At 38.5% G+C, this 1,437-nt stretch carries 1 protein-coding gene; it reads left to right on the top strand.

Annotated elements, in window-relative coordinates; genetic code table 11:
• Positions 1–1,437 (top strand): beta strand repeat-containing protein (locus tag BUA99_RS15185; protein WP_159430960.1); only part of this gene is annotated, 1,437 nt, incomplete at both ends.

Here is a 1,437-nt window from a genome sequence, read left to right as displayed (position 1 = left end):
TGCAGGTACGGTATCATCAACAGATAATATACTTCAGGCAATACAAAAATTGAATGGAAATAATTCAACGAATGCTAACTTAACAGGTCCAATAATAAGTATTGGAAATGCAACTGCTGTAGCTTCTCAAACAGGAACAGGTTCAACCTTTGTTATGAATGCTTCCCCAACATTAGTGACACCCGTTTTAGGAGTTGCAACAGCAACAAGTATTAACGGAAGCACCATACCAACTTCAAAAACATTGGTGGTAACCACTGATAAGTTAAATGTACTTTCATCAACTACATCAACAGAATTGGCTGGAGTGATTTCTGACGAAACAGGAACAGGAGGTTTTGTTTTATCGACTTCACCAACATTAGTAACACCCGTTTTAGGAGTTGCAACAGCAACAAGTATTAACGGAAGCACAATACCAACGTCAAAAACATTGGTGGTAACTACTGATAAATTAAATGTACTTTCAGCAACAACTTCAGCTGAATTGGCTGGAGTGATTTCTGATGAAACAGGAACGGGAAGTCTTGTTTTATCAACTTCCCCAACATTAGTAACACCATCTTTGGGAACACCATCTGCACTTGTAGGAACAAATATTACAGGTACAGCTGCTGGCCTTACTGCAGGAAACGTCACTACCAATGCTAACTTAACAGGAGAAATAACATCGATAGGTAATGCAGCAACTGTTCCCAATGCCACTGTAATAGGTAAAGTATTAACTGGATATGCAAGTGGTGCAGGTACAGTATCATCAACAGATAATATACTTCAGGCAATACAAAAATTGAATGGAAATAATTCAACGAATGCTAACTTAACAGGTCCAATAATAAGTATTGGAAATGCAACTGCTGTAGCTTCTCAAACAGGAACAGGTTCGATCTTTGTTATGAATGCTTCACCAACATTAGTAACACCCGTTTTAGGAGTTGCAACAGCAACAAGTATTAACGGAAGCACCATACCAACGTCAAAAACATTGGTGGTAACTACTGATAAGTTAAATGTGCTTTCATCAACTACATCAGCTGAATTGGCTGGAGTGATTTCTGATGAAACAGGAACGGGAAGTCTTGTTTTATCGACTTCACCAACATTAGTGACACCCGTTTTAGGAGTTGCAACAGCAACAAGTATTAACGGAAGCGCAATACCAACGTCAAAAACATTGGTGGTAACTACTGATAAATTAAATATACTTTCAGCAACAACTTCAGCTGAATTGGCTGGAGTGATTTCTGATGAAACAGGAACGGGAAGTCTTGTTTTATCGACTTCACCAGCATTAGTAACACCTGTTTTAGGAGTTGCAACAGCGACTAGCATAAACGGAAGCACAATACCAACGTCAAAAACATTGGTGGTAACTACTGATAAATTAAATATACTTTCAGCAACAACTTCAGCTGAATTGGCTGGAGTGATTTCTGA

It is taken from the genome of Flavobacterium segetis (assembly GCF_900129575.1).
Classification (GTDB): domain Bacteria; phylum Bacteroidota; class Bacteroidia; order Flavobacteriales; family Flavobacteriaceae; genus Flavobacterium; species Flavobacterium segetis.
This window is presented reverse-complemented; position numbering and strand designations above follow the sequence as displayed.